Consider the following 26,658-nt stretch of genomic DNA (forward strand, 5'->3'; position numbering starts at 1 on the left):
CGACGGGGCGGTGGTTGAGGTCGAGCCTGGTCCGGGGACGGGGACGGGGACTGTGGCTGGGCCTGGTCCGGAGGTTGGGGGCGAGCTGCCGGGCGAGGAGCCTCCGGTGGTCGAGGAGCCCGCGCCGAGTCCTGCCGTGCCGGTGACTGAGCCGCCGGCGGGGGAGCAGCCGGAGGTGCCGGCGCAGGAGGCGCCCGATCCGGAGGATCCGGGCGCGGGGCCGGGGGCCGGGTACCCGGAGCCTGAGGCGCCGAGCGCGCCGGAGGCACCGGATGCGCCGCAGACACCGAGCGCTCCGGAAGCCCCGGAGGTCGAGGCGCCCGCGCCGCCTTCGCCGGAGCCGTCGACTCCAACTCCCGTAGAGCCAGGGCCGGTTGAAGTGCCGGTTGAAGAACCGGTTGATGAGTCACCAGTTGTGGAGCCACCAGCCGAGGAGTCACCGCAGGCACCGCAGCCATTCCCCGAGGACCCCGGAAGCAACTGCGTGAACTGACCGAAGGCCGGACCGACTCCCGGTCAACGGGGGAGGGCGGCCAAGCCGCAGCCCACCCTCCCCGACTCGAATCGGCTCGAATCGACTGGACTCGAATCAGTTGGAGTCGGACCCCGACCCCGAGTCCGAGCCACCCAGAACCGAGGCGTCGGAACTGGACCCCCGACGAGAACTCCCCGAACGCCGCACGAGCTCACCCACCCCCAGCGTCACAGCGGCCACCGCACGCACCCACCGCGGCCCACCCCGAGACGCCCACACGACACAGACACACCCTCCGACGGCAAGCACGAGAACGCCGACCAGCACCAGCAGGATCACGCTCATCCCCCTTCTCCCTCCACGGACGACGCGATCCTCTCAGCCGATACGACGCGACGCCGCTACGACCCCCACCCCTCATCCCCCGACCGGCACACGCCAGTACTGCCGCCGCTTCTCATCACGCACGACGACACCGAGCCGCAACAGCTCCCCACGCAGCTCCCGGGCATCCGCGGAGTTCTCCTCCTTCTTCCGAGCCGCCTCCCGAGCCCGGAGCAAGGCATCGGCCCCCTCGGGCAGCCCGGGCATCCCCGGAACCCAGCGCCGGAACTCCTCCCGATACGGATCCTCATCCGCCCACCGGTAACCATGCTCGACAAACACCTCGGCCAGCCGTGCCCAGGACAGATTGCAACCCTCCCGCGCGATCTCCATCCCCTCCGGCCCGAGCAGCACGAGCTCCTTGCCGTCCCGCACCACTAGAGCGACCTCGTCGCGCCCGAACTCCTGCGAGGAGTCCCTGACGCCGAGAACCACACGCCCGGGCGACACACTCACCGACAGCGACTCATGCACCGCGATGAACCCGACGACCAGTCCCAACCCCGCCCCCACCACAACCCCACCGACACCGAGCCAGGGCTCCGGCACGGACGTGAGCAACTTGGCCGGCCCCTGCAACGGCGCCCACGACAGCGTCACGAGCCAGTGGGCGAGAAGGGTGACCAGCCACCCGGCCCCGGCCCCGCACGCCACACACACGAGCATCAGATACCAGGCCGACTCCTTGAGCACGCTGACCTCGCCGCTCACCGGATCGCCCTTCTCCACCTTCTCCATACGATCCGTACGACCCCCCGCACTCGTCCCCCCGGAACGCCCCGTATCCCTCATGTCCCCCGACCTCATGCCCCTCGTGCTCCGCGCTACCGCTACCGCTACCGCTACCGCCGAACATCGCTCCGAGTCTGACGAGGACCCGTACGGCCCGTCATCGGCCGATGGTCTATGGCACCCGCGACTTTGGTAGCGAAGAGGGCCCAGGCGCCGGGCTGTTGCCCGGGCACCGGGGCCCTCTGGGTGAACGACGACCTACACGACGGATGCGCCGTCCTCAGTGGTGGCAGTCGGAGCCGACATCGTTGTACTGCGCTCCAGGGCTGCCTTCGCCATTGGCCAGGTTGGCCAGAAGGCCGTTGGCAATCCCGACCTGACCGAGAATGTCGACGTTCAGGTCGTGGGACTTGCAGTGCCCATGCCCGTGACCGTGACCATCGGCGGGCTGTGCGGTGGCGGTGCCGGTGGCTATGAGGCTCAGGGTCCCGACCATCGCGGCCGCGAGAGCGGCCCTCTGAAGCTTGCGCATTTCTCCTCCTTGGGTCGAGTAGAGCGCACACCAAAAGATCCATATTGCGCTCATTTCGGAGGCTAATCCGATCTCTCCCACGGCGCTCATCGGGACTGCCATATGGAGCACGCCCATGAGTGCCCATCAGCTTGCGCCGCATCCCCCGGAAGGCGGCACGGACCCCCAGCCGACACCTGCCGAGTGAGGAGGCATCAGCTCTGGCCGAGCGTGTGGTGAGGGCGACGTATCCCCGATCCAGCCGGCGGCGGATGGAGCCGTCCATGTCGCGTTGGCCGGGACGGAGCGTCCCCGCCGCTGTGTCCGTCGTCGACAGTGACGAGGCCGATGTCACCCAGGCCGCGCTGGTCGGTGGACCGCGTGTGCAGGCGACAACGAGCTTGTCCTCAACCGCACTTGAGGTCATACGGTCTCGGCATGACCTGCACGGTGTGCGGGCTTCACACTGAAGTACGCGGAGGGGACATCCCATGACGACCCAGCAGATCTCCGACGCCGAACTCGCCGGACAGCCGGCCGCGTACTGGACCGGTGTCGCCTACGAGGCGCTTATCGCGTACACCCGGGCTCAGCAGGCCGAAAGGGGCTACACCCAGCCCCAGTTCTGGCTCCTGCGCAACCTGTCGGTGAACGACATCTCGCCCGACGGCGAGGGGATGACCCTGCCCGAGCTGCGGGAGGCCATGACCTCCTACATCCGTCCCGAGGACGACCTGGCGGCGGAGGCCGAGGGGCTCCTTTCACGCGGCTGGCTGACCCAGGACGCCGACGACCGGCTGTGGCTCACCGCGGACGGGGAACAGGCCCGCGTCGACCTGGCCCGCAACGCCCCCGCGATCCGCGCCGCCCTCCACGAGGGCATCGACGACGCGGACTACGTCACCACGGTGAAGGTGCTTCAGCGGCTGATCCGCAACGCGGGCGGGACGGTCGCCTGACAGTCCACGAGTCCGGGACAAAGCGCCCCGGACTCTGGTGAGTTCGTGGCAGGACGCCGGTGGCCGTCGTCTTGGTTCGGATGCGCAAACCGATCTCTGCTGGACGGCCCTCGGAAAGCGCTCCGCAGCAGGGATCCAGAAAGGATCGAAACGCTATGCGCTTCACCTCCGAGACGTCGTCCGACGGCATCTTTGAACAGCAATTTCTGCTCGGCGACATCCCTGGCTTGCTATGGACGCCACGAGATGCCGACGGGACCCGCCCCCTGATTCTGATGGGGCACGGCGGCGGTCAGAACAAGAAGGCTCCTGGCGTCGTGGAGCATGCGCGCCGTTTCGTGGCCGAATGCGGTTTCGCCGTGGTGGCGGTCGATGCGCCCAGCCACGGTGACCGGCCCGAACATGAGGAGTTCACCCGGATCGCGACCGAGTACGAGACCCGGCTCGACTCCGGTGAGGAACGGGCCCCGCTGATCGCCGGCTTCCAGGCCCTCGTTGTCCGCCAGATCGTGCCGGAATGGCAGAGAGTCCTCGACGCGGTCCAGAAGCTCAGTCATGTGGGGATGGGCCCGGTTGGCTACTGGGGTGTGTCGCTGGGCTGCGTGATCGGGGTTCCGCTGATTGCCGCCGAGTCCCGGGTCCGGGCGGCGGTGTTGGGCCTGGGCGGTGCTGAGGTGCCGGCCGAGACCGCCGCGCGGATTACCGTCCCGGTGGAGTTCCTCGTGCAATGGGACGATGAGCGAGTGCCACGGACCCAGAGCCTGGCCCTCTTCGACGCCTTCGCCTCAGCCGAGAAGACGCTGCACGCCAACCCCGGCAAGCACGGTGAGGTCCCGGCATTCGAGATGGACAGCACTCTGCGGTTCTTCGCCCGGCACCTCGGCTGACACCGCAGCCTGTACTCCGTGACGCGCCAACCGGGATCCGTTCCCGATGGGAACGTTCAGCGTGCACTGGCCGGAGTGGCTGACAAGGTTCAGGCTCGGACACGTAGCGGTTCCGGAGCCAGCAAGGACACCGCCGGGGCGAACGTTGCCTTACGCGGCACTACTCAGCGGTAAGACGATGGCCACAGTAGGAGGCGGTGGTGCTGGTGTGTACACGTACGCCACTGTCGGCCCTGGCACTCCACCGCGGGGCTCGATCCTCGTCTTGCGGACTTCGGTGCCGTCCTGACGACCCGCCCGAGCAGGACCCGAGCCTGGCACCTGTTCCAGTTCCTGCCGGAGTGTCTCCAGGACTTGCTCGGCTCCGGGGGCTTTCGCTTGATCGGCCGCCCGCACGTCACGGCTGCGATCACGGCGCTCACCGGCCGTGTGCCTCCTGCTTCAGCCGTGCCGCGAGGTCGATGCCCTCCTGCACGGCGATGTCGAAGTCGGGATCCTGGTAGAGGCGGATCCTGCCCCGGTAGTCGACGATCACCGATACGACAGCATTGAGGTCCGTCTCCGACGAAGCCTCCAGCGCACGCTGAAGATCTGCTTCGAAGGACTCCCGATCGCCCGGAAAGCCGTGTCCGGACCGAAGAGCTGCTCGAATGTCGCCGATGGTCTTCAACGGCAGGGCCGCCGGCCGGTGCGTCTCCTCGTACTGTGCGCTCACGATCGTCAGCTCCCTGCTGTCCGCTGTCCTATGGACGAGTGTCCTACAGCCGAGCGAGTGCCGCTGCAGAGACTCCCTCGTCACTGCGCCGAGCGTCCCTGCTTCAGAACACCACCCAGGAAGGCGTGCCACGCGTCGTTACTAACAGTGATGACAGGTCCCGTGTCGCACTTGGAGTCCCGCACGAGGGTGTCGTCCGCGGTCAACGCACACTCGACGCACTCTCCTCCGGCACCGTTGCTGTACGACGACCTGAACCACACCGGATCGTGGCTGCCATCGGCGGCTGAAATGCTCAACTTGCGTATTCCTTCAGTGCCGTCTTGATCAATTGGATGGAGCGTTGAGGGCTCAGGGCTGCGGCCCGCAGGCCGTCGAAGGCCTTGGTGTACTCACGAACATGATGCGCGCCTTCCAGGTACACGGCATCGGTGATGCCGTCTCGATACACGATGTCCGGGTCTTCCTGGGCAGGGAAGCCCAGCATGGTGAATGAGCCTGTGACCGGATACGTGCCTGCATCGAAGGGCAGGACCTGGAGCGTGACGGCGGGCAAGTCTGCGGCCTCCAGGACTCGTTCGAGCTGCTCTCGCATGATTGCCCGATCTCCGATGACGTGGCGAAGGGCCCCTTCGTTCACGACGAACCAGGCATCTGGCGCGTCAGATCGCGTCAGCATGGTTTGGCGTTCCATACGTACACGCACGGCCCTGTCGATGTCCTCGGCGGACAGATGCGCGCCGGTCGTGTGGAGCTCCCGCGCATAGGGGGCGATCTGCATGAGCCCGGGGATCAACTCACACTGGTACTGCCGGATGGTCGAGGCGTCCTGCTCCAAGCCGATGTAGATGTTGAACCACTCGGGAACGCCGGCGCCGTGCACCTGCCACCAACCGCGTGTCTTGGCCTGCCGGGCGAGCGACTTGAGGAACTCGCGCAGTTCGTCGCTGGTTCCATAGAACCGACACAGGGCCTCGATGTCGGACGGCTGGACCCGGCCGCTGCCCGTCTCCATCCGGTTGACCTTGGAGCCGCTCCAGTCCAGAGCCTCGCCGACCTGGGCGCAGGTGAGCGCGCTCTTCTCGCGGAGCTTCTTCAGCTCGATCGAGAGACGACGACGTCGCGCCGTCGGTGAACCGGCCATCCCAACCCTCCTCCTGGTAGCGGGTGTTCAGTCTCGCGCCAAGGGGTGTGCTTGCCAATCACTCGGAAGTGGGAATCCCTTCCTGCACATTGCATGGCGGGATGTGTTGCGAGCACTCTGGTCGGCAACACAACGCATCGTGAGCACCCGTGACGCTCCGCTGGTCATGTGGTGTCGCTACGGCAAAGGGGTCTTCGTGAGTAAGGAAGCGTGCATGTCACGCAAGCCGTGGGATCTGGCCTTCACTGCGGCACCGGTGGAAGTTGCCGCGCTACGCCGGGTCATGCGCTTGCATCTGGGGATCTGGGGGCTGCACCACGTCATCGACGGCGCCCAGCTCTGCGTCAGCGAGTTGGCGTCCAACGTCATCACGCACGTCGGCCGCGGCACCCCTGCGACCCTCGCGGTCTCCATCAACGGCACCCATCTGCGCATTGAGGTCCACGACCCTGACACGCGCGCTCTTCCCACGCTCATCGACGCGAACTCCGACGCCGAAGCCGGCCGGGGCATGGCCATTGTCGATGCGGTCGCCGATCGGTGGGGCGTCCAGCTCTACCCTGATCGGAAGGTGACCTGGTGCGAACTCAGAACGGGCCTCACCTCACCGAGCGGCCATCTGGAAGGCCCCGGCGTACTGCGCGCTGAGGCCCTGCTGAGCCTCTATGGCGCTGTGGTGTGGCCTCCCCGTTCGGACTTGAGCAGGATGACGTCCGCTCGGACGGAAGCGGCAGTGGTCGCAGCCATCACGGACTTTCTCCACTGGCTCAGAGTCCACGGTTGCGATGCCGACGAGGTGCTGGACCGTGCACAGACGCACTTCGAGGCGCAGATCGCGGGAGCCGAGGACCAGTCACGCCAAGCAGTCCGATGACGATGCACGCCGAATCCGGGCCCCGGACGGCAGGAGGCTACCCGGTGGCCGCCGTGCAGCGGTCGGCCTCCGTCCTACAGGCATCGGTCGTGAACGGTGCGGATCGGTGGTTGTGCGCTACGGCCGGTCGGACCTCAGCGGTCCAGCATCTGCGCGAAGAAGCCCACGTCAGGATCGTCCGGGGTACCGACGAGCAGCGCGCGGTCCAGCAGGATGTTGTTGTGCTCGCAACTCGTCTCCGGGAGCATCACACAGGCGTGGCAGGCGGCGAGGTTGGCTCCACCGGTGCCGGATGCTTCGGACTCGACGCAGAGCGGGTCGGAAGAGCACCACTCGGCTCTGTGGACTGCCGAACGGATCGCCCGGTCGAGGCGATCAGGTTCGCCTTGGGCGACCAGACCTCCGAGGCTGCCCGCCGAGTCGCTCGTCGCCGTGTAGACAAGTACCCCCGCCATGTCGTCGGCGGCGTACAGGCGCTCGCGCAGGGAAGCGGCAGGGTAGCCGGCCTCCAGGCTCCACTCGTTGATGAGGACGTGGGCCAGGGTGTGCAGCAGCACCATGCGGGGGGTGGCGGGGGAGGGAACGACAGTGCTCGGGTCGTCGGCCCGCTGCTCCAGCGCCCGCTGATGGGCGGTACGCATCCGCTCGACCCGTGCTGCCACGGCCGGTGCCTTCTCCCAGGCGCCGAGTCGATCCTCGTCCAGGCGGAGGAAGACTCCCTCGCCTCGAACCTCCATGGCCGGGAGCCAGCGCAAGGGGCGTTCGGACAGCGGCATCTCTGCGGAGTCGGTGGCCGACTCGGCGTCGATGAGCCGGGTGAACGCCTTCAGGGCGCGCACCTCGCGAAGCTTCTTGACCAGCATCGGTCCGGTGACGCCGAGCGGGTCGAGCACGCTCTGGTCGCCCAGCGGGGTCTCGCAGACGAACTGCTCGTCACGGGAGTGCTCGTTCTTGTCGTTGCCCGAGCACAGACGCTCGTACTCCTTGTTGCGCAGGGCTCGATAACCATGGTCGAAGGAGGGGGCCTCGTCGCCATCGGGGTCTTCCTCCCGCTCAGCAGCGAGGAATGCCATGACGTCGTCGATCGGTACGGGGCTCTCGCCCTTGAAGGCGAACTTGAGGCACATTTCCACCTCTGCTCGACTGTTCAGCTCGCGCAGTTGCTCCCAGTGTTCGGCGAGTGGATCCGAGCGGCCGTCGCTCCAAGGCGGGATGGACAGCGCAGACTTCAGCACCGGCTGCCACACCGCCGACGAACCACGCTGCAACGTGCGCAGGGGGAGCCCGCACTCCTGAGCAAGGGCGGACGCGCCGAGCCACGGGCGGGTGCCTCGGCATTTGAGACCCAGGTCCTTGAGCGCGCGCCTGCGGAAGGAACCCTCCATCGAGACCTCGGGAGCCTGCCCACAGGTGCAGGAGACGAGGATGGAGCGGAGCGAGGAAGTGCGCCCGGTCGTACGCATCTTGAGCTTTCCGCCGCACTGCCCGGCCGTCGTGGTACCGCGGTCCGTGGAGCGATGCACCCACTGCCAGTACGGGAACTCGCCGAGGTGTCCGGCCTCGCAGGCGACGACGAAACGGGAGGGGACCAGGTCGACCTCGCACGTACCGCAGACGCTTCGCCCGGCGGGCGGGTTGAAGTCGCGGTGCCGTTGCAGGTCATTGCACTCGGGGCAGGAGTGCATCAAGGGGAATCGCCGGACCCGGAGGCCATCCCTGCTGGTGTCGTCGGAAGCGGGCGGCAGCCGGAAGTAGTCGACGTCGAGCAGTCGGGCCAGGCGCCGTTCGTGGATGCGCGGGGACTCGTCACGGCTCCAGCTCTGCTCGGCCTCGTCGAGTCCGGAGACGATGAAGGACTCGTGGTCGACGGCGATGAGCGACCCGACGCCGTACGTGGTGATCGCCTGGGCGCGGCGGACCGCACCACGGCGCGGAAAGTTGTGGGCGGGAGCGGCGCCGTTCGCGCCGGTCCGGCGACGGCGGGCGGGGGGCGGGGTCATCGGGTTCCCTCCATGAACAGGGCGGTCTCGGCGTCGACGTCGCGCAGGCTCCACAACGTGGAATAGGCCTCGGTGTCCGGGGACTCGTCGTCGTACGCCTTCAGGAGCGAAGGGGTACGACTGCCCCTCTGGGGCTCGAACAGCAGGCCGCCGTGGATGTCGGCCTCGGAGCACCACCACTCGACGAACTCGTCGAAGGTCCGGGACACGGCGTCGGTCTCCTCCCGGGCGACCGCGCCCACGCGCTCCAGGAGGATCGACCTGATGCGGCCCCGGAGCAGGTGTTCGTACGACTCGACCTCGCCGGCGCCCTCGTTGGGCCGGGCGGCGGGGATCAGGATGCGGGCGAGAGCGACGATGACCGCGTGCAGCCCCCGGTCGCGGGCGCGGGCGGAGAACGGGGTGACGGAGGTGGACTCGACCTCGCGGTACAGGGCCGAGTGGAAGTGTTGGAAGCTCTCGTAGTGGGAACGGTCGCGGGATCGGGTGGAGTTGAGCAGGACCGCGACCAGGCCGGGGTGGGCGCGGCCGACCCGGCTGGTGGCCTGGATGTACTCGGCGGTCGTCTGAGGCTGGCCCATCACGGCCATGAGACCGAGGCGGTCCACGTCCACGCCGACGGCGATCATGTTGGTGGCGAGCAGGACGTCCACGGTGTCGTCGTCGGGCAGCCGCTTCTCGATGCCCTTGAGGCGGGTGGGGATCTCGCTGGCGTCGATACGGCTCGTCAGCTCCGAGTAGTTGGTGATCGAGCGGGCCTCCGCCCCTTCGCGCTCGGCGAGCAGCTCCAGATAGGCCACCACGTCGTCATGGACCTGGAGTTCGGCCGCGGACAGCAGCCGGAGGCTGTTGAAGTAGCCGACGAGACTCCAGTACGCGTCGCGCACCTCGTCCTCGGTCTTCGCGTGCTTGGCCCGGTGCAACAGGGTGGCGTACGTGCGGATCAGCAGGGTGGACTGGCTGGTGCCGGGGGCCAGGAGGCCGACGTAGCGTCGGCTCGCCTTCTCCTCGCGCGGTGTCTCCACGGCGAACCATGAGTCGCGGGCGTCCAGGCCGGCGGGCGGAAACTGCCGCACTTCGCGGGCGAAGAGGTGGCGTCCCTGGTCGGCGGCGCGACGGATGGTCGCCGTGGAGGCGATCACCTTGGGCCGGTCGGAGAGCGCGTCCACCGCGGTCTCGTAGAGGCCGGTGAGGGTTCCCAACGGGCCGGAGATCAGGTGGAGTTCGTCCTGGACGATCAGATCCGGGGGAGGGGTGCCGCCGTCCGGGTCGTCGTCGCGGTTGAAGAGCGCGGAGGTCGCCGGACGCCACGGCATCGACGCGAACTTGTCGACGGTGGCGATCACCAGCGTCGGCCGAGCGTCGTACACCGCCTCGTCGATCAGGTGGACGGGAAGGCCGTCGGTGAAGTCGCAGTCGGCGCCGGGGCATCGCACGTACATCCGCTTGGCGTCCTCGTCGACTTCGTAGTTCCGAGCGTCGAGGCGGATCCCGCACCACGGGCAGGCGTGCAACTGGACGGGATTCTCGGTGGCGAGGCGCTTGTCGAGGTTCCTGCGTAGTTCGTCGAGCTTCGTGCCTGCCACGGCCAGTGTGTTGGGGGTGGCCGAACGTCCCACCCACATGCCGACGGAGAACTCCTCACGACCCAGCTCGGGCGTCCGGCGGCGCATGCGCTCCATGGCACAGAGCAGGATCGCCGCGCGCTCGAACTGCTGGAGGGTGAGCAGCCGCAGCGTGTAGCGCATGAGGACGGTGACGCCGCCGCCGTCCACACCCTTGCGGATGCGACGCAGGAACGACGTGAGGGCGATCAACCCGAGATAGGCCTCCGTCTTGCCACCACCGGTGGGGAACCACAGCAGGTCGGAGATCCGACGATCGCGGTGCTCGCGGTCGTCGATGCCGGCCAGACAGAGCAGCATGAACGCGATCTGGAAGGGGCGCCATTGACCTGCGGCCAGGTCGGGGGCCCCGACCCGTCCGTCCTTCACCCACTTGCTGCGGGCACGCTGGTCTGCCATGGCACGGTTCGCGAGACGGAAGGCGTGCATGAGATCGGGTTTGGTCCGCAGCAGTTCGATGCCCTCACGGATGCGGTCGAGCGCCTCGCGGCAGGCCGTCACCTGCTCCCGCGCGGGCTTCTCGTGCGGGCCGCCGGTCAGAGCGTCGGCCTCGGCCGACTTGCGGTCGATCCAGTGCCCGTACCCCGTGGCGAGCCCTTCCAGAGCGGCCAGGACCTCGGCCTCGGACTGCTCGGCCAGCCCCAGCATGGACAGCGCCGAGCTGTCGATCTCCGGGTTGGAGTCGGTGAGAAGCACCTCAACGCTGGGTACGAACTGGCTCCGTACCTCGGGAACGGCGGGCGTTTCCGCTTCGGTCACACCGATCGGCGACGGCGCCCAGTCCCACTCGGCCGCGCAGCCGTGGCCGACCGCGAAGGTGGGGGCGTGGCGGTGCAGCAACCGACTCGTGCCGATCTCCGGGTCGTGGCCGGCCGCGGGGGCGGGACGCTCCACGAACGCGGTGGAGCCATCGGCGGCCCGGACCGTCAGACCGCACTGGAACAGGGAGAAGGCGTCCTGGAGATCCCACTCCCCGACCTTCTGGGTGTTGATCAACGTGACCGTGATCGTGACCGTGTCGGTGGTCCGATCGAGACGTCGGACGTTGAGGTGCAGTGCGGCCTCCGGGGAGAGGTCGATCCTCATCCTCGGATCCGGCCGGGTCACGTCGATGGTCTGATCAGGGAGGGCGAGTTCCTTGCGCCGCCACCGCTCCCGCTGGTCGGCGGTGGTACGCGCCTCGGCGCGGCGGGCCGGGACGCGCCTGCCGTCGGCGTCGGTGGGCTCGTAGACGGCCGCACGGGCCGAGACCACGATCGAACCGCTTATGGCCGGGCGGACCGCGAAGGTGAGACCCATCGAGGAGGGACGCCTGTCCGCCGAGGCGCCCACCTCCTGCGCGGTGCCGGACTCCTCGGCGTCGTCGCGGGCGAGCAGAGGTGCGGCGTCCAGGCCTTGCTGTTCGCCCGCGTCGTCGTCCTGCTGTTCCTGCGTGGCCTGGTCCGCGGCACGCGGATACAGCACGCCGGTCAGATAGCGGTCGATCGGCGCGTCCTGGGTGAGGATCTCGCCCCGGTCGTCCGGCTCGGCGTCCTCGGAGGGGCCGAGGAGTTCGCGACGGAGTCCCACCAGGAGTTCCTCGTCCCGGACCCGGTAGTGCTCGGAGTGTCGGCCTGCCACCTGCGTCATGCGCCCTGCTCCTCGTGGTTGTCGGCTCTCCGATAGCGACCGATGCCGATGATCCGCGGGGCGATCCACACACCTCGCTCACCGAGTCCGGCGTTCGCGCCGGCCGCTGCGCTGCCTGTCACTGTCTCCAGGCTGTCGATCCGCAGGTCGTGGATCTCGTCGGGCCACCAGGGAACCCAGGTACGGTTCACCTTCTGCACCTGGAAGAGGTCCTCCCGGAAGCGGGACGACGCCTCGCCGATCTCCCGTCCGTGGTGTACCAGGACGTAGGGCGGGCTCTGTGTGTCGCCCATCGGCAGATCGTGACGCCTGCGCAGCACCACTTCCTCCCCGGGGCGTACCTGTCCCAGGAGATACTCCTGGGTGGCCACGGCGTTCATCTCGTGGCCGGGCGGGTTGTCGCGGCAGACGTCGCCCGCGTCGGCGACCATCCCGTACCTGTCGTACGACCGCCATGACCCGAGGTAACGGCGGCCGTGGCGCCGGCGTCCGGCCCACTTGAAGTGCGGCAGTTCGGGCGCGGCGACGTGGTACAGGTCCTGACGGGCACGAGTCATCGCCACGTACAGGGCGCGGGCCTCGGCCGGGAGGTCCAGCTCTTCCTCGTACCGCTTGCGGAGCTCCGCGACGGTCGGTGGAGTGAGGACGATCACCCGGTCGAACTCCAGACCCTTGGCTCGATGCACGGTCGAGACGACGATCCGGGACGTCTCCGGGTCAGCGGCTTCGTCGGGAAACCTTCCCTCGCCGACCGCGCGCCGCAGTCGGTCCAGATCGAGCACACCGCGCCCCGCTCCGCGAGCGACCCGACGCAGCACCGTCCACAGGGCGGCGGCATTCGGTTCGTACGGCAGAGGGATCTCCGAGAGGAGAGCGCGGAACCGGTCCTCGGTGAGGCCGGTCGCCTCCGTGCGGCGCAGCACCTCCGCCACCCAGTACGGCACCGGACGCTCCTCCAGCGGGCGCCGCAGCCGGTGGTCGATGCCGTGCGCGTGCAGCAGCCCGGAGACCACGAGGGCCTGCTGGTTGTCACGGGTGAGGACGGCGCACGTGTCGGACAGGTCCCGCAGGCCGGCCAGGGTGAACTCGTCGTCGATGTCCCCCATTCCGTTGGCCGGGTCCAGGAGGAGATCGCGCAGCTCGTCGTACAGCGTTCCCGCCTCGTCCGGATCGCTCAGCTGCTGGAGACGAGGGCCGAGCGCCAGTGCGACCCCGGCCTCGGTGGTCGCGGCACGGAAGTTCCGCGTGAGACGCAACTCCACCAGGTCGTCGGGATAGGAGCAGCGCAGCCAGTCGAAGAACCGGCCGGTCTCGTCGGTGCGTTCGCTCAGATCCTCGATCTGGAAGCCGTACACCGACTGGGCGGCGTCCCCGACGACGGTGAAGCCGCAGCTGTCCTGGTACCGGTCGAGAAGCGTCTCCACCAACTCGCGGCGCCCGCCCAACAGGTCCTGCACCTCGTCGATCACGACATGGGCCGGCGGCACCGCGTCGCCTGTCTCCAGCGCGCCCTTCTCGATCGCCCGGGTCGCGGCGGCGATCCGTTCGTCGAAGCCGACCACCGCCCACTCGCCGTCCGGCTGAGCCTGGAGAAGCACCTCGTAGGCCCAGGCGTCGAAGGTTCGGGCACGCACCCGATGCGCTCGTTCCCCATGTCGCGAGATCCGCTCGCGCAGCTCCCTGGCGGCGGCCCGGGAGAAGGTGAGCACCAGGATCTCGGCCGCTTCCAGGGCCTGTTCGGGGTCCTCGTTGCCGCACAGGGCGTCGAGGCGACGTACCAGGGTGTGGGTCTTTCCGGCACCGGCGCCCGCGGTGACCAGGACACGAGCGTCCCAGGGTTGCTCGACCACGGCCAGTTGCTCGGGGGTGAGCGGAGGGCTGTCCTGGTAGACGTCGGTCACTTCCGGCTCCAGAGGTGCTCGAACTCATTGAAGGCGAGGTCGGTGTCGAAGTTGGTGATGTTGTCGCTGATGTTGAGGATCAGACAGCTGTCCTTGCCGCCGTTCCGCGGTCCGCGCAGTCCGCGACCGATCATCTGCTGGTACACATTGGTGCTGTAGACCGGCCTGGCCACGACCACGGCACGAGTGGCCGGAGCGTCGAATCCCTGGGTGAGCACACCGTAGTTGGTCAGTACCCGGATGCGTCCGTTTCGGAAGTTCTCGATGCGGGTTCGACGGTCCTGTGCGCTGGTCGTCGAGTCCACGGCGGCGGACCTGACGCCCCGGTCGTTGAGCATGGCCGCCAGGTACTTGGCGTGGTCGACGGAGGTGGCGAAGAGCAACGTCGGCCAGTCGTCCGGAAGTTCGGCCACCGAGTCGACGATGCGCCGACTGCGCGCATGGTCGTCGGCGAGCCGCTGTTCGGCGGACCGGGAGAGCATGGCCATGCGATCGGCGTGCGTCTTCTCGTCCCGGGTGAGCTCGATACGGCCGCCCTCCAGGGTGCGGTGCTCGACCTGGGCGAGCATCCCCCAGTCCTGGAGGTCGCGATACGGGTCGCCCGACGGGAAGACTCCCTCGTCGAGCCGCCGATTGCCGAAGCGGCCCGCGAGACGGCGGGTCTCCTCCTCGTTGCGGTTCCGGAACGGGGTGGCGGTCAGGCCGAGGAGGTGCCGACCGGTCTCGTACTGGGTGAGTTCCAGCTGACTCAGGATCTCGGTGTATCGCTTGGAGATGGCGGTGTGCGCCTCGTCGACGATCACCAGCGCGGCCTGGCGCAGCCAGGAGTACTGGTCGGTGCCCAGGCACCGCTCCAGCTTGGCGTCGGTGGCGACCACCAGGTGCGGGTGATCGACCACGTCCCCGACCTCGTTGGTGCTCCACAACCTGCTGATGGTGAGCGGCCGTTCGGCGCCGACCTTGCTCCAGACGAACCTCCAGCTCTGGACGGCCTGTTCGCACAGCTCTTCGGTCTGCGCGATCCACAGCAGCGGGCCCTTGAGATCGCCGACCCGCTTCACCCAGCGGATCACGGCCTCCGCGGTGACCCGGGTCTTGCCGGCACCGGTCGGCAGCGACAGCATGCCGCGCTGGGGCGCTAGTCGGTCGAGCATGGTGGAGATGTTCCGGACCAGGTCCTCCTGGTACTCGTGGAGGCTCGGGAAGTCCCGAGGGCCCTCGACGGTCTCGAACGGAGGCGGGGACGGGGTCCTCGAACCGGCGAACGCGACAGGCAGCCTCAGCTCCGAGACGAACGCGACGGCCGCCGACGAACCCGCGTATGCGACCGGGGCGTTGGGGAAGCGTGCCTGGATGTCCCGGACGTGCTGCTGGAGCACTCCGTCACCGTGCGCGTTGAACGCCATCTGCGCGATCCGGCGCCCGGACGGCTCCACACCGTCGGTCGCCTGCAGTTCGGCCTCCATCAACCCCTCGGGGAGGCCGGTCCGGAGCGCGTCCGCACCGATCAGCAGCTCGATCTTGGCCACCACGTCCTCGGCCTCGCGCACCGCCTTCTGCGCCGCTTTCAGCTCGCTGTCCCGGGCCATGCGGTCTTGGTGCTCCAGGACCTGACGGCAACCGGCGGCGCCGAGGCCCAGCCCGAGTTCGCGGTCGATCAGGCGCAGCATCGGCTCGGGGTCCAGAGGAACGCGGACCTTGACGGTGCTGTCCTGACGCACGGCGTCCACGGGGGAGGCATGCGTCCCGTTGGGTGTGCGGGTGACCTCCTCCAGTTCGCTGCACCGCTGCACCGCGCTGTTGCGGTTCCCGCTGTTCAGACGCTGCCGCAGGGCGGGGAACAGCTCGACCAGCGGAACGGGGTCGCCCTCCGTGACTTCACGGGTCTCCAGGCTGATCACGTCGGCATAGCGGAGCATGCCCCACTTCTCGATCATCAGCTCGGCGTCGTCGGCGGTCGGGACGAGCAGGGCAGGGAGTTGTTCGGCGCGCAGCGCGCGGTACTGGGCGGCGCCGACGGCGAGGGTGATCTCGTTGTCGGGGCGGGTGCCCCAGGCGTCGCCGATCCGGCAACGGGTCAGGGCGTCCTCGGGGAAGTCCGCGCCGAACCGGGTCAGCATCACGTAGGTGGCGCCGACGAAGGAGTCGTCCTCGCTGCGGGTCACTTCGTCGAGGAGTGCGTCCCAGCGGTCGGCGGGGACCTCGTCGACGGTGGTCGGGAGCCGCAACTTGCGGGCCTTCTCCGGAGAGATCTCGGCCACCGGCAACACGTCGCGGTAGGCGGTGAGCTGGGGGCCGACGGCCTCCTTCAGGGGCTTGATCCCCTGGGAGGTGGCGACCGTTCCGTACTTCCACAGCATCCACCGGATCGGTGAGATCACCGCCTGCCGAGTGCCCGTCTGCGCGCCGATCTGGCGCGTCCAGTTGTCCACCACGGCGTCGTCGGGCAGCACCTTCAGGAAGGCGGCGCGGGATTCCTCGGAGAGTGCGCGGAAGAGGTGGAGCGGGCCGCCGATCGCGGCACCCTCGACCTTCATCCGGTTCAGCGCGGGGCGCGGGGCGCTACTGTCCAGGCGACGCAGGTAGGAGGCGTGGAGGGCTTCGCGGTACTCCTCGTACCATGCCTCGCCCTCCTGGGGCCGGACCCCGCCGGACGGTCGTTCCCGCAGACCGACCTGGGAGAAGAAGGGGGTGTCGTCGGAGTGGAACGCCATGTCGACGGCGATGCCCGGGTCCCGCTTCGCATCGACCACGATGCCCGGGAGCATGCAGTCCTCGACCGGCCTGAACCGACCGCCGGCGGTCCGCACCCGGAGCGTCGAGCGTGCTGTGGGCACCCGCTCCAGGACCTTGTGGGCCAGCCTACGGATACCGGCTTGACGGAACAGCTCCCAGAACCGCTCCCAGTCCGATTCGCCGTAGTGATCGAAGCCTTGGTCGAGAACGCTGTCGAACCGACCCTCGACATCGGCCTCCCGAATGCCCAGGACGTCGAGCGCGTGCGCCAGCGAGGGGTCCTGGGCCAGCTCGTCGACCACGTACACGAGGGACTCGCGCAGTCCGTCCTGCTCGGTGCGGCGGTAGACCTTTCCGTGCACGGGGGCGACGAGGCCGTGCTCCTCGGTGAGGACGATGTGTGCCTTGCGGGCCTCCTCGACGAACGGGGAACCGACCTCGATCATGTCGGCGAGGATGCGGACCGCCGTGGCGGACGCCTGAGCGGTGCCGCTCTCGACGAGGGCCTCCAACCAGTCGCGAACGTCCGCTCGTTGGTGTTTGGCCGCACCAAGGATGTGCTCGACCTTGCCGGAGCGCAGGGAATCCACCTCGACGCTCGGGTGCAGCCAGTCGGCGGGACGGTCCGGGCACTCGTGCCACAGCCGCAGCCAACGCAGGAGAGACTTCGATTCCCTCTTCGGGTCCTTGGGACGAGGGTGCACCCGCAGCTCGGTCGGCACGCGCAGCACGCCGTTCTGATCAGGCAGCGACGCGTTCACCGCGGTACGCGTCCAGATCTCTTCGGTCAGAAACTCGTCCGCCCAACTGATCGCCTCCTTCACACGGCCGGGCAGCAGGGGGAGGTAGGCGGCCGGGTCCTCGACCGGCGCCAGGGCCGGGAGCGACTCGACGACCAGTTGCGCCGCCGCGCGGATCATCTCCTGGTTGAAGGGGGAGGAGTCGAGGAGATTCTGACGGTCCTCGTTCGTCTTCCAGGCGCCGTTGAGGATGCCACTCAGCGACATCTCGTACTTGGTCGGGAAGAAGGACCAGAACTTGCCGCGTCCGCGAGACCGGGGGCTGACGTACAGACCGCTCTCCGGATCCTTCTCCAGGGTGGGCACGCCCCAGGCGAGGTCGAGCGAGAGCCGGTCGTGCAGCTCTCCGGCATCCGCGCGGGCGCTCGGACCGGGCTCGTGGGTGGTGGTGAACACGCGCCACCGGTCGGTGGCGACGGCCTTCCCGGTCCGCTCCTCGACCACGGTGTGCAGGTCGCCGGTCTGCCGGGCGGTCAGAGTCCGACGGGCCAGGGGCCGGGGCCGGCGGTCCTCCAGCACGACCTTCGCGACGTGGGGCGAGAAGAGCTGGAAGCCGGCCGGGAATTCCTCGCGGGGCTCGCCGTGGTCCTTGGCGCGACCGCCGTGCATGTCCCGGCCCAGCCGGTCGTCGGCCTTCGGGAGCAGGGGCAGGCGTACGACGGTGGTGGCCCAGCTCAGCAGTTCGTTCAGGACGTGGTCGGCAGCGCGCTCTGCCTGCACGTCCAGAGGTCGGGCCATCCGCAGCACGGGGGCGTCGAACTCCGGGCCGTAGCGCGCTGCCACGCCGGGCACGGCCTTGATCTGCTCGTACGACCAGGCTCGGTCGAATCCGAAACTTCCGGTGCTGCTGAAGAATTCCGGTGCGTCGGTCACCACGAGAACCGATTTGACGCCCACTCCGAAACGCCCGATCTGGCCTCCACGCTTCTTCGACATGCTCATCCGAAGAATTGTCTCAGCGCCTTCTGCGGACACCGGACTACCCTCGTTCGCGCAGTACAGGTGGGTTTCTGTGAGGACGACATAAACGCGCCCGCCCGACTCGCCGGTCATTTCGTCCGCCGCGTTCTGGACTAGCTCAAAAAGCTGGCGGTCGCCATATCCGCCCTGGGTGATACGGCGCTCTCCATTGGCGTGCTCGGCCACAAGGCCGGGGTCCACGGCGTATGTCTGCAGGACACGCGAGGACTGTTCGAGAACGGTTTTGATTACTGGAGAGGACGAAGACGGCACTGCTTCTGCGCTCCTGGGCTGTCAAAGGTTCGGGCGAAGGTTCGAGCGGCGGGCCGGCCGCCGGTCGTCGGCCGGCCCGTGTTCGTTCGTCATGGCGCGGGGGGTATCCCACAGTGCCGTCGTGAAGCGGAGAACTCGCGGTGAAGACGTTGGTTGTTGCGAGACCGAGACCCCCGGACAAGCTTGGGGCTCTGGGGGTCAGCCAGGGGGAGCGGTCTCGTTCGGCAGCCCCTGGAACAGCTTGGCCAGGACGGGGAACCTGTTGGTGAAATCCTCCTCGGACAGGTCGTGCTCGTGGAGAATCTCCAGAACTTCGACCATGCTTTCTGCGGTCTTGATCCTCAGCTCGAACGAGCTGGAATCCCGAAGCGAGTCGAGCGAATCGCTGTCCTGTTCATTCATCGAGTGGTGCACCCCTGTCGGTCGTCGCATCGTGCAATTGCACAGGGGTGCATTCAGGCACACGTCCCCCGTGTGAAATGAAATAGGAGATTTGGTGCTTCCGTCGAGACTTACTACCCCTCCAAAAAAGCTAGCGGATGGACGTCTTGTGTGGCCAGCCCTTTTCGGAAGGGCGTCCCGTGGGAGATCTTTGCAGTGGTGTCGGTCGGGTATATGGTTGGAATTTGGGCGCACTTTCCCCACGGCCGCCCGGGCTTCCCGTTTTCGGGTTCTGCGAGCGAGATGGGATCCCCATCGTCAACGACGCTATCGGCACTCACTCGAACGTGTCAATCAACTCCCGTTCGTCTGGGGGGAGTTGATCCTTCCGCTTGCGGAAGTGGTTCATCCCGGTCGAAACCTGATCATTCGAGGCAAGTCGGACACTTGCTGAGGTGATGCACGCGATCGAGATCGATCAACTGTTGGTTGACGCTCCCGTGCGTGTCAAATTAGCCTGATGGTCCACAACATGCGATCAGCATGGGACTCCGAGGAAAGAGCAGGCGGCGCGTGGAGACAGGCGAGGAGTTCGGGCCCTGGCTGGCCCGACAGCTCAAGCTCGCGGGGAAGACGCAGGCCGAACTGGCCGACGAACTCAACCTGACCCGGGCCGCTGTGTCCGCGTGGATCACCGGCAGGTCGACTCCCCGCCCGACCGTCATGATGGACATCGCCAAGGCGCTGGGCACCGATGTGGGCACGGTGCACACCCGCACCACGGACACCCAGGCCGGCCTCCCCGTCACCTGGTACCACCGCCCGGGCTACCACGACGGCGGCCGTGACCTGGGCAACGCCGCCGCCTTCGCCTTCGACGCCGACGTGCAGGTCCTGGCTCGCGAGACCTGCCAGAACAGCCTCGACGAGCGGTTGACGGAGAACGGCCGCCCGGTTCGGGTCCGTTACACCCTGCACGAGCTGACCGGCGAGGCCCTGGACGCCTTCCGCGAGGCGATCCTCTGGAACGACCTCTTTCCGCACTACTCCGCCGTCTCGGAGGCCGCCGGCAACCAGAAGGTCGGCCGGGTCGTGGACGCCGGGGTGCGCGACATGTACGAGAAGGGCCGTCTGGTCCTGCTGCGCGTCGACGACTACAACGCTTCCGGGCTCATCGGCGACGACTACGCGGACGGCAAGTTCGCCGCCGTGGTCAGGCGTCAGTTGGAGAGCCTGAAGTCCGGGCCCGGCGCGGGTGGTTCGTACGGTCTGGGCAAGGCGACGCTGTGGGCCACCAGCGCCCTCGGACTCGTGCTCATCAACTCCACTCTGTCCGTGCCCCACGAGGGACGCACCGAGCGAAGGGTCATCGGCCGTCTCGAACTGCCCTGGCGCGAGGTGGACGGCGAGCCGTACGCGGGCCCCGCATGGTTCGGGCGCCCCGACCCTGATTCTCCCGGTGCCATGGTGGCCCGCTCCTGGTGGGCGGACGAGGAGACCGTGGCACGCCTGCATCTGAACAGGGAGAGCGACGAGCCCGGTACGTCCTTCCTCATCGTCGGCGCACACGATGTGGCCAGCCTGGAGGGGAAGTCCGACGCCGACGACGAGTCCGTCGGTGACGAGGAGGGCGACGAGGACACACGTGACATCCGCAAGATGCATGGCCGTCTGGTGGAGGCGTTGGGGCGTGACTTCTGGGCCGCGATGACAGGCGGCGGCAGCAGGCTCCCCCTGCTGGAGGTCTCTGTCCGTGCCCTGCAGAACGGCAAGGAGGTCGTGCCGGAGAAGCAGGTGGACCCGTCGGCCGAACAGCCCTCCCGTACGCGTGCCCTGAGGGCGCACTACGAGGGCACCACGGTGGATCGTCTCACCGAGTCCGGGCAGGTCGCGGCGCGGAGCGTTCCGCTGAAGCTGCCGCTCTCCGGCGGCGCCCACGGAACGCTCGGTACGCACCAGGCGGTCCTGCTGGTCACCGAGGCCGAGGGCGACAGGGATGCGGACGGGGGGAAGAACCAGGTGCACTCGTTGCGCGGCAACCGCATGACCGTCAAGAGGGCCGGGGTCCAGAGGTTGCCGATCGGGACCAACCCCTTCCAGGCCGTTCTGCTGGTGGGCGAGGCAGCCGGAGAAACGGCCCCCTTCGCGAAGGAGGCCGAGGAGTTCCTTCGCGCTGCGGAACCGCCCGAGCACGACCGCTGGGGACAGACGGAGGAGCTGACTCTGCGCTGGTCTCCGTCCGCATACCGGCGGATCAACGCGCTGACCGCCGAGGTCAACAATGCGGTCAGGGAACTTGTCGCACGGCCGAAGCGCAGCAGCCGCGAAGGCGGTGAGGCCGTGCGCAAGGCGTTGACCGTGAGAACGCGGCCCAAGGCGAAAGCGCCCGCGGGGCCGGTGGTTCCGGTGCTGGACAAGCTCGACGCGACGGTCGGCGACGACGGGGAGTGGAGGATCACCGCCGAAGTGAGCATCCCACGGGGCGACGAGATCGTCCCGATGGTGCCCGTCGCGCAACTGGACGTGCGTTCCGGAGGCCGTCCGAAGCTGGACTGGGCGGAGCTAGTGGCGGTCGAGGGCTGCGAAGTGGAGGACGGCACCCTGCGTTTCCCGCCCGGCACACGTCGTGCGAAGTTCCAAGGAGCCACCGACGTCACCAGCCACCCGGTCAGGACCACCCTCACCCGCCTCGTCGTCGAACTCCGTGCCGGCAAGGGGGAGTGACGCGTGAAGATCTACCCGTACAAGCGGCTCAACCGGCCGATCACGCTCAGGGTGACCTCGGTCTCCCTCAAGCTCTCCGACGGCACCCGCGACCAGTTGGAGACCACCGCGTACTCGACCCAGCAGCAGGCCGTCGCGCTCGGCATCGCGGGCCACACCGACTGGGTCAGCGCCACGATCGGCCTCTCGGCGACGCTGCCGCCCGGGGCGAACGCGCCGGACGCGGCCTGGTCCGATCTGTGTGTCCTCGCCGTGCTGACGGACGGCGAGACCAATGTCCGCACCTCCGCGGAGCTCACGCGTGACGCGCCGGACGGACGGGACTGGTCGGGATCGGTGGAACTGCTCCGTGACGACCACATGGGGCGAGCCTCCCTCGCCGTGTACGCGGTCGGGACCGTGGACGGAGTGCGTGGACGATCGATCGCCGAGACCGACCGGAGCTGGCTCGTCGACACGGCCTCCGACGAGCCGGTCCGTGGACTCCAACTCGACGTCCAGACGGCATCGTTCAAGAGAAGCTCCCGGGAGTGGCTCCAGGCCTACGCCGACGCCCCCTGGATCGTGGACGTCTCGGCCAGAGTCCCCACCGTGTTCGTGAACACCGATGTCGAGGGCGTCATGGGCCTGTTGGACAGCAACGGCTCGGGTGTCGAGAGCAAGGTGCGTGACCTCTTGATCGCCCAGATGGCCACCGATGTCTGGACCGCTGTGTTCCACGGCGCCATCGGCGATCTGGAGGTGGAACCCGGCGCCGGTCCGGTCTTCCCGACCGACTGGCAGGGCGAGGTATTGCGCGAGATGCTCCCGGACGTCGTTCCCGGCGTCCATGTCGAGGAGGCCCTACGACAGGTCCACCGCCGGCGCACCGGCGACTCGGGCTGGGTGGAGCTCCAGACGCGCATCCACTACGCGGCGGTCCGCCGGGCCGACGCCACCAAGGCGCTCGCCTATGTCATCCGCAGTCTGGAACAGATGAACCGCGAGAGTGAGACGTGATCACACAACCGAGCCATGTACCGGAGCGCCTGGGACTGCTCGCCACCTCGGCCGTCGATCCGTTCCTCACCGAGGAACTGCTCAAAGGCGAACAGGTCCACGGCGGTATCGATCTCGCCAAGGTCGTCGAGCCGCTCCCCGAGGACGACTCCAGGTGGTGGGTCGAGCCGATCCGAAGCCTGGTGGAAGACGCCATGTTCGAGTTCCGGGAGGACCGCACCCGAGCCGACGCGTGGTTGGCGCCCCGGCTCCATGCCACGCTGCGCCTGACGCGGCGAGAGGCTGCGGACAAGCGTCTGTGGAACCACATCGCCCTGGCGGTGGCCCCCGATTACGTCGCCTGGCGCCACCTGTCGGAGCCGACGGTGAACAGGCCGGAACGGCGCATCGTCGCGGAGCGCTTCCGCGGCCCTGCGGACCGCCAGTGCTTCTCCCGTCTGTGGTGGGCCGCTGAGCTGTTCCGGAACGGACCGGACTACGGGCCGGTCGCGGACGCCTGTGGAAATCAGGACCTCGTCCACACCGTTCTGCGGATGGATGTGATCGACCACCGTCCCACCGCCCAGGCCCTGGTCCGTCTCCTGCGGAGCGGGCTCGTCACCACCGGGCGAGAGATCAACGGTCTGTGCGTGGCGATCAGTACGGCCGGAGCGACCCTGACCTACGACGTCCTCGCACCGGACGAGCCCAGGGATCCCGCCGCGCTGCGGGACTGGATCGCGGAAGCGGAATCGGCACCACCGGTCGAGCGGTACGAACTCCCGAACGGGCCCGACGAGGACCCCGTCCCGGAGGAATCCGTGGCCGCGCTCACCGGCTACTTCACGGAACTGTTCGAGACCGCGCCCGTCAGGGGCAGGAAGAGCGGAGACTGACCCGGCGCTGTGGCGAGCTGCCGCAGCGCCGTCCGCGTCGTGCTCGCCGACTACGTCGCCGGCGCCTTCTTCGTCTTGCGCGGGCGCATGGAAGAGGGTGGCGGCACCTGGTCCTTGGCCTGCGGACACCTGTCGGTGCAGGCGTCGGGGGCCCCGCAGCCGTTGCTTCGCAGCTTGGCCCGTTGCTCTTCCGTGGCCGGCTGCCACGGCTTCCGCAGGTCGTTCGGGCCCGGCCTGGGAAGCCCGAGCGCGGCGCTCAGCAGGTGCGCACCGAACAAGGGCGGTACGGCGTTGCCCACCTGCTGGGCCTGCGCGGTACCGGACCACGGATAGTCCGGCGGGAAACTCTGCAGCATCCCCGCCTCATTCATGCTGAACCGTGCGCCCTCGTGGACGATGCTCTCGGTGAGGTGTTGAAAGACCACGAAGCGGCTGATCTTGCCGGTGACGGTGAAGGCGGGCTGCCGGTCGCCTCGCACGCCTCGTCGTCCGGGGTGGCGGGAGCTGCCGTAGTTCGAGCGAACCAGGAACGGAGTGGGGCGCCCCGGATGTGAGCCCACCGGGTTCGCGATGACATCACCCATCGACCTCCAGGGCAGCAGATCGTCGCCTGTCGCCCGGTGCTCGTCGGGCTCCGGCTCGTTGCCGTCGTAGAGAGTCGGCTGATGGACCTGACCCGCGGCCTGGTCCTGTTCGTTCTTCCCGTTCCTTCGGTTCCATTCCTTGGCTCCGTAGGAATGGTGGGTCGGCGAGGGGAGCGAGGGCTCACCAAGCCCTTCACGCCGAGCGATCAGCACCGCGCGGTCCCGCGTCTGCGGAACCCCGTAGGTCTCGGTGTCGAGGACATCGACGACGACCTTGTACTTGGTCCCGTCGGGGAGCCCTGTCTCCTCCAGCACCTTGGCGTAGTGCTTCCAGAGCTCTTTGACCTCGCGGACCTGTTCCAGGACGATGACGTCGTACGGGCGCTTCTCCCGGTTAGGGCTTCGGGTCGCCTGAATGGCATAGCGGAGAGGTTCCAGGACCAGTGCGGTGCGTGGATCGCTGAGGGTCTTCAGATCCTTGTCGATCTCCTCGTCGGGTTCCCCCGCCAGCAGCCGTTCCATGTACTCCTTGACCCTGTCCAGGGTCTGGCGCCCGGCGCCGTGCCCGGCCACCGAGTACGTCTGGCACGGGGGGCCACCTGCCAGCACGTTGATCTCCGGCGGCAGCGACTCGAAGGCGTCCCTGCGTACCGCGCTCACATCGGCGTGGAGGGTGTCCAGCCCCGCCGCGTATCGCGTGAGACACGCGCTCTTGTCCCACTCGATGCCGAGACTCGGGATGTCGAGCGCGTGCCCGGCGACATCCAGCCCTCCGGGACCTGCGAAGAGGTCCAGGACGAAAGGCTTGTCGAGGATGGGTTGATGGGACGCCGTGCTGGTCATGTGGCGGAAGTCTAGCCGGCCACGGGGAGTGCTGGATCCCCAACCAGCGCTTCGGCTATGGCTCGCCCCAGGGCCGCTCCGACGGGCGGCGGCGTAGCGTGCCCGACCTGACGGTACCGGGCGGTCTTGCGTCCGGCGATCTCCCACGTTGCCGGGAAGCCCTGCAACAGCGCCGCCTGCTCAACCGTGATCTTGACCATGTTGTCCCTGCCGAGTTCGGGATCCCAGACGAAGTCCGGGCCAGGGACCGTGTCACCCACGGTGTGCGCGTTGACACCCATGGTCGCCCATTTTCGCTTGGCCCCGGTCGGTCCCAGATCGGCGCCACCTCGGTTCTTCGAGCCTCCGACCAGTGTCGGAGCCGGCTGATCCGCCTGGGCGGCCCAGCGAGGAGCGTCCGCCCATCCTCGTGACGCCATGCTCGGCCCCAACGCGGCGCCAGCCGTCATCGGCTCCTGAACGGTGGGTGCCGGCCGTCGGAATGCCGAGGCCCATCGCCGTCCGATGGCGACCAGGATGCCTTGCTTGCGGTTCTGCGGCACGCCGAAGTCGACGGCGTTGACGACGAACCAACTGAACTCGTATCCCAGGTGGGCCAGTTCGGCTCGGGCGAAGTCCCGGAACGCCTGATACTCGTCCGCGTGGGCGAGCCCGGGAACGTTCTCGATGAGCACAGCTCGGGGCCGGATCGCGTGGACGAGATAGACGGTGGCTTCCAGCAGTCGCACCTCCACATCCGAATCCGACCGCTTCACGGTCGCACTCGACTTCACCCGGGGCAGGCCCGCCGCGAGAAGGTCCACGTCATGGCTCTCGCGATGATCGTTCGGGTCGAAGCCCAACAGGTCGGTGTGGAGCACGTTCCAGTGCTGTCGATTGGTCCGCAGAGTCTGGACGGCGTCCTCGTCGTCGTCCAGCAGCAGGCGCGGCTCGAACCCCGCCCTCTCCAGCCCGAGTGCGAGCCCGCCCGCACCCGAGCACAGGTCGACGAAGGTCAGGCCACTCATGCTTTCCTCCCCTTGGTCCGTTCCGCACGACGCCGCTCCACGGCCGCCCCCACCCGTACGGCCACCTCCTCGGGAGCCTCGTGCTCCCAGAACCGCAGCACCGTCCAGCCCTCGGCGATGAGGTGCTCCGTCGTCTCCCGGTCGCGGGCCATGTTCCGGTCGAGCTTGTCACGCCACCACTGCGCGTTGGCCTTCGGTTGTGTCGCGTGCTGCGGGCACCCGTGCCAAAAGCAGCCGTCGATCAGAACGGCCACCTTCGCCCCGGTGAACGCCACATCGATCCGGCGCCGAGCCATGCCGGGTACCGGGTACTCCACGCGGTAACGCAAGCCCGCCGCATGGAGAAGGCGTCGCACGACCAGCTCGGCCCTCGTGTCCTTGCTGAGCTGCCGGGACATGCGTGCTGAGACTTCGGGGGATGAGGGGACGGCACCAGGCACATGAACATTCTGCCGGCGTGGAGGAACGCGCATGGCCTCCCTTTGCGCGGTGAGGTCCACTCGCGTGCGATCAGGCGTTGCGGAGGGCTCTTCTCCCTGTTTGCCCTGGGCTACGCCCCGTGGCACTCCCCATACTCCCGCCCCGCCCCACACCCACACCCCGCCCCCCGCATAGGCGGCCCACCCACCCCCCCCCCCCC

General features: G+C 68.2%; 20 protein-coding genes. 6 read left to right on the forward strand and 14 right to left on the reverse strand.

Going from position 1 to position 26,658, the window contains the following annotated elements; all coding sequences use genetic code 11:
• Nucleotides 1-589: 589 nt before the first annotated feature.
• The 3 genes from L0P92_RS24290 to L0P92_RS24300 all read right to left on the reverse strand — a co-directional run bounded on the left by L0P92_RS24290 (nt 590) and on the right by L0P92_RS24300 (nt 2,123).
• On the reverse strand, nt 590-820 hold the full coding sequence (locus L0P92_RS24290) for a hypothetical protein (protein ID WP_234764998.1): 231 nt from the start codon (nt 818-820) through the stop codon (nt 590-592).
• Nucleotides 821-892: 72 nt separating this feature from the next.
• Nucleotides 893-1,597 carry a YqeB family protein gene (locus L0P92_RS24295; protein WP_234765000.1) on the reverse strand — a complete coding sequence of 235 codons (705 nt, stop codon included), beginning with the start codon at nt 1,595-1,597 and terminating at the stop codon, nt 893-895.
• A 274-nt stretch (nt 1,598-1,871) separates the two neighbouring features.
• A complete protein-coding gene (locus tag L0P92_RS24300) occupies nt 1,872-2,123 on the reverse strand; it encodes a hypothetical protein (protein WP_234765002.1) in 252 nt (83 codons plus the stop codon).
• Nucleotides 2,124-2,593: 470 nt separating this feature from the next.
• Between L0P92_RS24300 and L0P92_RS24305 the strand changes: the two genes are divergently transcribed.
• Entirely contained in the window at nt 2,594-3,061 is a 468-nt protein-coding gene (locus L0P92_RS24305) for a winged helix DNA-binding protein (RefSeq protein ID WP_234765004.1), read from the forward strand.
• Nucleotides 3,062-3,216: 155 nt separating this feature from the next.
• Nucleotides 3,217-3,948 carry a dienelactone hydrolase family protein gene (locus L0P92_RS24310; protein ID WP_234765006.1) on the forward strand — a complete coding sequence of 244 codons (732 nt, stop codon included), beginning with the start codon at nt 3,217-3,219 and terminating at the stop codon, nt 3,946-3,948.
• Between the two features lie 418 nt (nt 3,949-4,366).
• On the opposite strand, the gene L0P92_RS24315 is transcribed toward L0P92_RS24310, so the two are convergent.
• From L0P92_RS24315 to L0P92_RS24325, 3 genes are all read right to left on the reverse strand, one after another.
• On the reverse strand, nt 4,367-4,663 hold the full coding sequence (locus tag L0P92_RS24315) for a DUF6247 family protein (protein ID WP_234765007.1): 297 nt from the start codon (nt 4,661-4,663) through the stop codon (nt 4,367-4,369).
• 80 nt (nt 4,664-4,743) lie between these two features.
• Complete coding sequence (locus L0P92_RS24320; RefSeq protein WP_308289752.1) at nt 4,744-4,926, reverse strand: DUF397 domain-containing protein; 183 nt, start codon at nt 4,924-4,926, stop codon at nt 4,744-4,746.
• Between the two features lie 32 nt (nt 4,927-4,958).
• Nucleotides 4,959-5,807, reverse strand: coding sequence for a helix-turn-helix domain-containing protein (locus tag L0P92_RS24325; RefSeq protein WP_234765016.1), 849 nt, complete (start codon nt 5,805-5,807; stop codon nt 4,959-4,961).
• Between the two features lie 214 nt (nt 5,808-6,021).
• Between L0P92_RS24325 and L0P92_RS24330 the strand changes: the two genes are divergently transcribed.
• Nucleotides 6,022-6,681 carry an ATP-binding protein gene (locus L0P92_RS24330; RefSeq protein WP_234765017.1) on the forward strand — a complete coding sequence of 220 codons (660 nt, stop codon included), beginning with the start codon at nt 6,022-6,024 and terminating at the stop codon, nt 6,679-6,681.
• A gap of 134 nt (nt 6,682-6,815) precedes the next feature.
• On the opposite strand, the gene drmB is transcribed toward L0P92_RS24330, so the two are convergent.
• From drmB to L0P92_RS24355, 5 genes are all read right to left on the reverse strand, one after another.
• On the reverse strand, nt 6,816-8,681 hold the full coding sequence (drmB, locus tag L0P92_RS24335; protein ID WP_234765019.1) for an MrfA Zn-binding domain-containing protein: 1,866 nt from the start codon (nt 8,679-8,681) through the stop codon (nt 6,816-6,818).
• Nucleotides 8,678-11,935: a helicase-related protein gene (locus tag L0P92_RS24340; RefSeq protein WP_234765021.1), complete on the reverse strand. Its 3,258-nt coding sequence runs from the start codon at nt 11,933-11,935 to the stop codon at nt 8,678-8,680. Before L0P92_RS24340 ends, drmB begins: the two co-directional genes overlap by 4 nt.
• Complete coding sequence (locus tag L0P92_RS24345; protein ID WP_234765024.1) at nt 11,932-13,836, reverse strand: UvrD-helicase domain-containing protein; 1,905 nt, start codon at nt 13,834-13,836, stop codon at nt 11,932-11,934. The genes L0P92_RS24340 and L0P92_RS24345 overlap by 4 nt, the downstream gene beginning before the upstream one ends.
• The gene (locus L0P92_RS24350) at nt 13,833-18,605 is read right to left on the reverse strand and encodes a DEAD/DEAH box helicase (protein ID WP_372497313.1); all 4,773 of its coding nucleotides are present in this window, start codon (nt 18,603-18,605) and stop codon (nt 13,833-13,835) included. The genes L0P92_RS24345 and L0P92_RS24350 overlap by 4 nt, the downstream gene beginning before the upstream one ends.
• Before the next feature lie 198 nt (nt 18,606-18,803).
• The gene (locus tag L0P92_RS24355) at nt 18,804-19,007 is read right to left on the reverse strand and encodes a hypothetical protein (protein ID WP_234765026.1); all 204 of its coding nucleotides are present in this window, start codon (nt 19,005-19,007) and stop codon (nt 18,804-18,806) included.
• Between the two features lie 522 nt (nt 19,008-19,529).
• On the opposite strand from L0P92_RS24355, the gene L0P92_RS24360 reads away from it, so the two are divergent.
• From L0P92_RS24360 to L0P92_RS24370, 3 genes are read left to right on the forward strand one after another with little or no spacing between them, the layout of a single operon-like run.
• The gene (locus L0P92_RS24360; RefSeq protein ID WP_234765027.1) at nt 19,530-21,710 is read left to right on the forward strand and encodes a helix-turn-helix transcriptional regulator; all 2,181 of its coding nucleotides are present in this window, start codon (nt 19,530-19,532) and stop codon (nt 21,708-21,710) included.
• 3 nt (nt 21,711-21,713) lie between these two features.
• Nucleotides 21,714-22,709, forward strand: coding sequence for a hypothetical protein (locus tag L0P92_RS24365; RefSeq protein WP_234765029.1), 996 nt, complete (start codon nt 21,714-21,716; stop codon nt 22,707-22,709).
• Nucleotides 22,706-23,584 carry a DUF6339 family protein gene (locus L0P92_RS24370; RefSeq protein WP_234765031.1) on the forward strand — a complete coding sequence of 293 codons (879 nt, stop codon included), beginning with the start codon at nt 22,706-22,708 and terminating at the stop codon, nt 23,582-23,584. The genes L0P92_RS24365 and L0P92_RS24370 overlap by 4 nt, the downstream gene beginning before the upstream one ends.
• A gap of 50 nt (nt 23,585-23,634) precedes the next feature.
• On the opposite strand, the gene L0P92_RS24375 is transcribed toward L0P92_RS24370, so the two are convergent.
• From L0P92_RS24375 to L0P92_RS24385, 3 genes are read right to left on the reverse strand one after another with little or no spacing between them, the layout of a single operon-like run.
• Entirely contained in the window at nt 23,635-25,011 is a 1,377-nt protein-coding gene (locus L0P92_RS24375) for a DNA cytosine methyltransferase (protein WP_234765032.1), read from the reverse strand.
• An 11-nt stretch (nt 25,012-25,022) separates the two neighbouring features.
• Nucleotides 25,023-26,018 carry a DNA cytosine methyltransferase gene (locus L0P92_RS24380; RefSeq protein ID WP_234765034.1) on the reverse strand — a complete coding sequence of 332 codons (996 nt, stop codon included), beginning with the start codon at nt 26,016-26,018 and terminating at the stop codon, nt 25,023-25,025.
• On the reverse strand, nt 26,015-26,416 hold the full coding sequence (locus tag L0P92_RS24385; RefSeq protein ID WP_234765036.1) for a very short patch repair endonuclease: 402 nt from the start codon (nt 26,414-26,416) through the stop codon (nt 26,015-26,017). The genes L0P92_RS24380 and L0P92_RS24385 overlap by 4 nt, the downstream gene beginning before the upstream one ends.
• Nucleotides 26,417-26,658: the final 242 nt, after the last annotated feature.

It is taken from the genome of Streptomyces muensis (assembly GCF_021474425.1).
Lineage (GTDB): Bacteria > Actinomycetota > Actinomycetes > Streptomycetales > Streptomycetaceae > Streptomyces > Streptomyces muensis.

Bases quoted from the DNA above. Each gene is read 5' to 3' on its own strand.
- L0P92_RS24375 (WP_234765032.1), bottom strand. From the start codon at position 25,011: ATGACCAGCACGGCGTCCCATCAACCCATCCTCGACAAGCCTTTCGTC.
- L0P92_RS24325 (WP_234765016.1), bottom strand. From the start codon at position 5,807: ATGGCCGGTTCACCGACGGCGCGACGTCGTCGTCTCTCGATCGAGCTG.
- drmB (WP_234765019.1), bottom strand. From the start codon at position 8,681: ATGACCCCGCCCCCCGCCCGCCGTCGCCGGACCGGCGCGAACGGCGCC.
- L0P92_RS24360 (WP_234765027.1), top strand. From the start codon at position 19,530: ATGGGACTCCGAGGAAAGAGCAGGCGGCGCGTGGAGACAGGCGAGGAG.
- L0P92_RS24330 (WP_234765017.1), top strand. From the start codon at position 6,022: ATGTCACGCAAGCCGTGGGATCTGGCCTTCACTGCGGCACCGGTGGAA.
- L0P92_RS24355 (WP_234765026.1), bottom strand. From the start codon at position 19,007: ATGAATGAACAGGACAGCGATTCGCTCGACTCGCTTCGGGATTCCAGC.
- L0P92_RS24310 (WP_234765006.1), top strand. From the start codon at position 3,217: ATGCGCTTCACCTCCGAGACGTCGTCCGACGGCATCTTTGAACAGCAA.
- L0P92_RS24340 (WP_234765021.1), bottom strand. From the start codon at position 11,935: ATGACGCAGGTGGCAGGCCGACACTCCGAGCACTACCGGGTCCGGGAC.
- L0P92_RS24380 (WP_234765034.1), bottom strand. From the start codon at position 26,018: ATGAGTGGCCTGACCTTCGTCGACCTGTGCTCGGGTGCGGGCGGGCTC.
- L0P92_RS24305 (WP_234765004.1), top strand. From the start codon at position 2,594: ATGACGACCCAGCAGATCTCCGACGCCGAACTCGCCGGACAGCCGGCC.
- L0P92_RS24290 (WP_234764998.1), bottom strand. From the start codon at position 820: ATGAGCGTGATCCTGCTGGTGCTGGTCGGCGTTCTCGTGCTTGCCGTC.
- L0P92_RS24295 (WP_234765000.1), bottom strand. From the start codon at position 1,597: ATGGAGAAGGTGGAGAAGGGCGATCCGGTGAGCGGCGAGGTCAGCGTG.
- L0P92_RS24300 (WP_234765002.1), bottom strand. From the start codon at position 2,123: ATGCGCAAGCTTCAGAGGGCCGCTCTCGCGGCCGCGATGGTCGGGACC.
- L0P92_RS24385 (WP_234765036.1), bottom strand. From the start codon at position 26,416: ATGTCCCGGCAGCTCAGCAAGGACACGAGGGCCGAGCTGGTCGTGCGA.